Below are 5,381 nucleotides of genomic sequence, written 5' to 3' on the forward strand. Positions count from 1 at the left end.
ACCTACGGGATCGTGTTGACCATCGCGCGCACGCTCGGTGAATACGGCGCGGTCCTCATAGTGTCGTCGAACCTGCCGGGAAAGTCCCAGACGTTGACGCTGCTGGTATCCGACCGCTACAACCGGGGCGCCGAGTACGGCGCCTACGCCCTGTCGACACTGCTGATGGCGGTCTCCGTGGTGGTTCTCGTCGTCCAGGTGATCCTCGATGCTCAGCGTAAACGTGCCACCAAGCAGGCGTGATGAGGAGGACTGGCGCTTATGACTAACGCGATCGTCGTGCGCGGCGCCAACAAACGCTACGGTGATTTCGTCGCATTGGACAATGTCGACTTCGAGGTGCCCGCCGGCTCACTGACGGCATTGCTGGGGCCCAGCGGTTCGGGCAAGTCGACTTTGTTGCGCGCGATCGCCGGGCTCGATCAGCCGGACAGCGGGACCATCACGATCAACGGCCGCGACGTCACCCGGGTACCGCCGCAGCGGCGCGACATCGGCTTCGTGTTTCAGCATTACGCAGCGTTCAAGCACATGACCGTCCGGGACAACATCGCCTTCGGGTTGAAGATCCGCCGGCGCCCCAAGGCTGAAATCGCCGAGAAAGTTGACAATCTGCTAAAGGTCGTGGGGCTCAGCGGTTTCCAAGGTCGCTATCCCAACCAGCTCTCCGGCGGTCAGCGCCAACGCATGGCACTGGCGCGGGCGCTGGCGGTCGACCCGCAAGTGCTGCTGCTTGACGAGCCGTTCGGGGCGCTGGACGCCAAGGTCCGCGAGGATCTGCGGGCCTGGTTGCGCCGGCTGCACGACGAAGTACATGTCACAACGGTTCTGGTCACCCACGACCAGGCTGAGGCGCTCGATGTGGCCGATCGGATTGCCGTGCTGCGCGACGGTCGCATCGAGCAAGTGGGATCCCCGACCGCCGTCTACGACACCCCGGCGAACGCGTTCGTGATGTCCTTTCTAGGTGCGGTGTCAACGCTGAACGGCATCCTGGTTCGCCCACACGACATCCGGGTGGGACGCAAACCCGACATGAAGATCGCCGCCGGCGACGGCACCGCCGAGGCCACCGGAGTCGTCCGTGCCACCATCGACCGCCTGGTGATGCTCGGCTTTGAGGTGCGCGTGGAGTTGACCAACGCCGCCACCGGCCGGCCATTCACCGCCCAAATCACCCGCGGCGACGCCGAGGCACTGGGCCTGCGGGATGGGGACACCGTGTACGTGCACGCCACCCGGGTGCCGCCGATCGCAGTCGGGGCGCCTGCGCCCAGCGACGACCGGGCCGACGAGGACCACAGCACGCTCACGACGCTGGGATGACGGCACCGCTACTTCACATTCCCGAGCAGTCGTTAACGTGCCCGCTACGGATTCGATTTCGCTAGCCATATGCGACTTGCGGCAACAGAAATGAGCACTAGGCTCTGCGCATGGCATCGCCGCTGAGCACTCAACGACTGCAGGTTAGTGATGAGGGCCTTCGTCTGGAAGCCAGCCCATGTCAGTCCCTTGCCGGGAAGCTGGCGGGTAATCGCGAGCCGACCAGTGTGGGATCGTCAGGGCTGGCGAGCGTAGCGGCGATCAACACCGCGCAGGCAGACGTCGCTGCGGCCAACATCCGCTGCACGTTTCGCGTGCAGGCGACTGCCGGCAAACTCTCGGCGGCCGCCGCCGGCTATACCGAGAACGAAGTCAGCTCGGCAGCGCAGGTGCAGGTGCTCGACATACCCACGGTGTGCTAATTGCTCTCGGCCACAACGCTGCCCACGCTCTCGCAAGTCCAGAGCTTGGACACCACGTATCTGCGCGAGGCGGCCGACTATTTTGAGCGCACCGGCAATCTGTGGGATGAGGTTTTCGCCGAAATCCATGCGGGAGTGTCGGCCCCTGGCGGTACACCTTGGCAGGGTCAGGCCGGGGTCGCCATGCACGAGCGCGCCAATTCCGACATGGTCAAGGTTCGCGGCGCGGCTTTTCAGTTGCACGAGGCCGCCGGAATCGCACGCCGCGGCGGCGAACAGTTGCAAGGTTGCAAAGCGGAAGTGCTTGAGGCCGTGCAGGAGGTGCGCGCGGCCGGCTTCGATGTCGGTGAGGATTATTCGGTCACCGATCGTTCCCAAGGTGGTTCAATCGAGTTTCGAGCGCAGCGAGCCGCACAGGCGCAAGGGCACGCCGCCTTCATCGGTCACCGGGTAGGCGCACTGGCCGCCAACGATCAAGAAATCGCCGCGCAAATCACCGCCGCGACCAAAGGCATCGACAACCTCACCTTCACCGAGTCGCCCGGCGTCGATGACACGATCACCAGTGACGACAAGCACAACGGGGTTCAACTCGTTGACCACCACTTCAAAGACGCGCCGAACCCGGCACCCGATCCGCCGCCGGGCGGCTGGAGTAACGACCCGCTAATGAGGGCCGCCCAAAAAATCGCCTACGGACACGCGGGGACCGACCACATGGATGATTTTCCCGATATGACGCGAGATCAGCTCGCCGACTTGGTCTACGGAAAAATGAAAAGATCCATTGACAATCCCGGAGGACTGCGCCTCGGGGTCAGCAATAGCGACGGTGCGCCCGTCATCTACGACCCCAAAGATAACGTGATGATTGTTCGGGACCCGGGTGGTGCCGACGCCGGCACAGTGTTCAAACCGGACCTGCAGAGGGACCCCAATTTTGTCAGTGACAAGTTCGGCTGGAACGAACCGTCATTCAAGGAGGGCCAGCTCGCCGACGGGCCTCGTCCAGCCCCGGCCGAGTCGCCGAGACCAGTCGAAGGCCCCGTGAAACCGCGCCCAGCCGTGCCGCCGGCGCCTCCGGAACCCGCGCCCGTACACCCTCCGCCTGTCCGGCCGGTACCGGTTGAGCCACCAGCACTGCGGCCTGGTCCGTCCGTCGGTGGTTTTGGCGGCGGAGGAATTGGATTACCGGGACCGGCACTCGGTCCGGCCCATGAACCGACCGAGTAGAAAACCAGACGAACAATTGGATCTTTTGCCCAAGCCAAATTGGAGAGCCATGACGGACCTTGAACACGTAGCGATCAATCTGACGGATGAAGAACGTGAACTCATGGTTCTTGCTCTCAACGAGTATGCCGGCACGGCGCAACACACCTATCAGCTGCTCGGCCCGGTGCTGGGGCAGTCGAATTTAGATGAGTGGGGCCACCTCGTTAGCCGGCTGAAGGAGGCCGTCAAAAGCAAGGAACCGCTGTCTGATCTGGATTGGGCGCGTGCGATGTTTTTGACCGACATTTCGTTTGGGAGCACTCTGGTCGGCTCGGGCCTGCGTTTCGGACGGTCTGCCGATGAGTACTGGTTTCCGATACTCCGGTCGATCCAAGAGAAAGTCAGCAGTCGCGAGCGCTTTGATCTGCTCGTGCGGAACGCCAGCTCCTCATGCGCCGAGTAGTAACGCGTTGACTTGACATTGGAGAGTGATGACGGACCCTGAACGTTTGGCGATCGATCTGACCGACGAAGAACGTAAGCTCATTGTTCTTGCTCTCAACGAGTATGGCGGGACGGCGCAACACACGTATCAGCTGCTGTGCCCCGCGTTGGGCCAGTCGAATGAAGATCAGTGGGCCCGCCTCGTTAACCGGCTGATAGAAGCTATCAAGAACAGGGAGCCGTTGTCTGATCTGGATTGGGCGCGTGCGATGTTGTTGACCGACATTTGCTTTGGAAGCACTCTGGTCGGCTCGGGCCTGCGTTTCGGTCGGTCCGCCGATCACTACTGGTTCGAGATACTGCGCTCACTCCAAGAAAAAGTCAGCAGCCGCGAGCGGTTTGATCTGCTCGTCCAGAGAGCTAGTTGCTCACGCGCCGAGTAGTCACGTAGCCAGACTGCGTCAGACCTTAGGCGGCGATGCGCTCGGCTACCGCCTCATCGAAGCGATCCAGTACTGTCTCGACCACCAGCCGATGCGCGCCTAGTGGCGCTGTCATCGGAATGCCTTCCGCTTCAGCGCATCTGGCAACCCGATCAGTTACGCGCCCAGGCGCCAAGAACCACGGTGCGATCACCATGCGGCGTGCGCCGCGGCGCCGGAGTCTCTCGGCGACCTCCGCCACCGAGGGACCGGATCCGGTCGCGAAAGCGGTTGTCGCGCCGGCCCATCGGGTTCCTGCCCTCAGCATGTTCGCGACCCGAGCGGTGCGCTCATTAGCCGCGGAATGCGTCGAGCCGATCGCCACCACCAGCACCCCCAACATCGGGTCGAGCGTGCTGACTGCCAACTCGGCAAGCCGCTGGTGCAGCACGGACACCAGCCGATCGTCCTCGCCCAGGACGTCGGCCTGTCGCACAGCTACACCCGAACTCGCGATCTGCCGGGGGATGTCGGTGCGAGCATGGTAGGCGTCGGCCAGCAGCAACGGGGTGACCACCGCGCCCGGCCTGAGCACGTCAACCAGACGTGGAGTGTTCAACTCGCAGAACGCCACACGCACTCCCAGGCCGGGCCGCATGAAGCGAATTTGATTGGCGACGGCGCGGGCATTGGCCGCCGACCGTGGATCTGCGCTGCCATGCGCGGCCAGCACCAGGGTGGTCACGACGCGTGCAACCCGCATTCGGTCTTCGACAGCCCCTGCCAGCGTCCACTGCGCGGATCCGCACCCTCGACTACCTTCGCCGTGCAAGGAGCACAGCCGATCGACGGATAACCCTCGTAGACAAGCGGATTGACCAGCACATCGTTTTCGTCGATGTAGGCCTGCATGTCGTCGTCAGTCCACGCGGCCAGCGGGTTGATCTTCACCAAACCGAACGCCTCGTCGAAGCTGATCAGCGGTGCGTTGGCGCGAGTCGGCGCCTCCACGCGGCGCAGCCCGGTCACCCATGCCGAGTAACCGCGCAGCGCCTTGGACAACGGGGCGACCTTGCGAAGCTGGCAGCATTCGTTGGGTTCGCGAGCGAATAGGTCTTTGCCCAGCAGCTGGTCTTGCTCTGCGACCGTGTGCTCGGGCGTGACGTTGAGCACCCGGACGTCGTAGACCGCCTCGATCGCGTCACGGGTGCCGATGGTCTCCACGAAGTGATACCCAGTGTCCAAGAACATCACTGGCACACCCGGGCGTACCTTCGCTGCCAGATCGACGAGCACCGCGTCCTGCATATTCGAGGCCACGATGTAGTTGCACGTCGCCGAGGGCCGGGGCCCCCTGACACCGCCGAAGTGCTCGTCGGTCCAGCGCAACAGGTCGCTGGCGCTGGCGCCTGCCAGCTCGGCGGCACCCCGCTCGGCCAGTTCGCGTAATTCCGCTTCCGTCAAACCTTTCGCCTCCCCGCTCATCTGCGCGGCTCCTCTCGCATCGCTGCGCTCTGCATCGTCGCCGCGCGGCTCATCGCAGATCCGCCTC

Annotated in this window: 7 protein-coding genes and 1 pseudogene; 6 read left to right on the forward strand and 2 right to left on the reverse strand. The window is 63.6% G+C overall.

Annotated elements, in window-relative coordinates; translation table 11 throughout:
- The 6 genes and pseudogenes from WAN71_RS00390 to WAN71_RS00415 form a co-directional block, all read left to right on the forward strand.
- Positions 1 to 243 (forward strand): annotated as a pseudogene (locus tag WAN71_RS00390) (sulfate ABC transporter); the annotation flags it as partial.
- 18 nt (positions 244 to 261) lie between these two features.
- A complete protein-coding gene (locus WAN71_RS00395) occupies positions 262 to 1,326 on the forward strand; it encodes a sulfate/molybdate ABC transporter ATP-binding protein (protein WP_422223435.1) in 1,065 nt (354 codons plus the stop codon).
- 110 nt (positions 1,327 to 1,436) lie between these two features.
- The gene (locus WAN71_RS00400; protein ID WP_422223436.1) at positions 1,437 to 1,748 is read left to right on the forward strand and encodes a hypothetical protein; all 312 of its coding nucleotides are present in this window, start codon (positions 1,437 to 1,439) and stop codon (positions 1,746 to 1,748) included.
- Entirely contained in the window at positions 1,749 to 2,981 is a 1,233-nt protein-coding gene (locus WAN71_RS00405) for a hypothetical protein (protein ID WP_422223437.1), read from the forward strand.
- 49 nt (positions 2,982 to 3,030) lie between these two features.
- Entirely contained in the window at positions 3,031 to 3,426 is a 396-nt protein-coding gene (locus WAN71_RS00410; RefSeq protein ID WP_422223438.1) for a hypothetical protein, read from the forward strand.
- 28 nt (positions 3,427 to 3,454) lie between these two features.
- Entirely contained in the window at positions 3,455 to 3,850 is a 396-nt protein-coding gene (locus tag WAN71_RS00415; RefSeq protein WP_422223439.1) for a hypothetical protein, read from the forward strand.
- A gap of 25 nt (positions 3,851 to 3,875) precedes the next feature.
- On the opposite strand, the gene WAN71_RS00420 is transcribed toward WAN71_RS00415, so the two are convergent.
- Positions 3,876 to 4,592, reverse strand: coding sequence for a sirohydrochlorin chelatase (locus tag WAN71_RS00420; protein WP_422223440.1), 717 nt, complete (start codon positions 4,590 to 4,592; stop codon positions 3,876 to 3,878).
- Positions 4,571 to 5,314 carry a phosphoadenylyl-sulfate reductase gene (locus WAN71_RS00425; protein ID WP_422223441.1) on the reverse strand — a complete coding sequence of 248 codons (744 nt, stop codon included), beginning with the start codon at positions 5,312 to 5,314 and terminating at the stop codon, positions 4,571 to 4,573. The genes WAN71_RS00420 and WAN71_RS00425 overlap by 22 nt, the downstream gene beginning before the upstream one ends.
- Between the last annotated feature and the right edge of the window lie 67 nt (positions 5,315 to 5,381).

The organism is Mycobacterium sp., from assembly GCF_049280035.1.
GTDB lineage: Bacteria > Actinomycetota > Actinomycetes > Mycobacteriales > Mycobacteriaceae > Mycobacterium.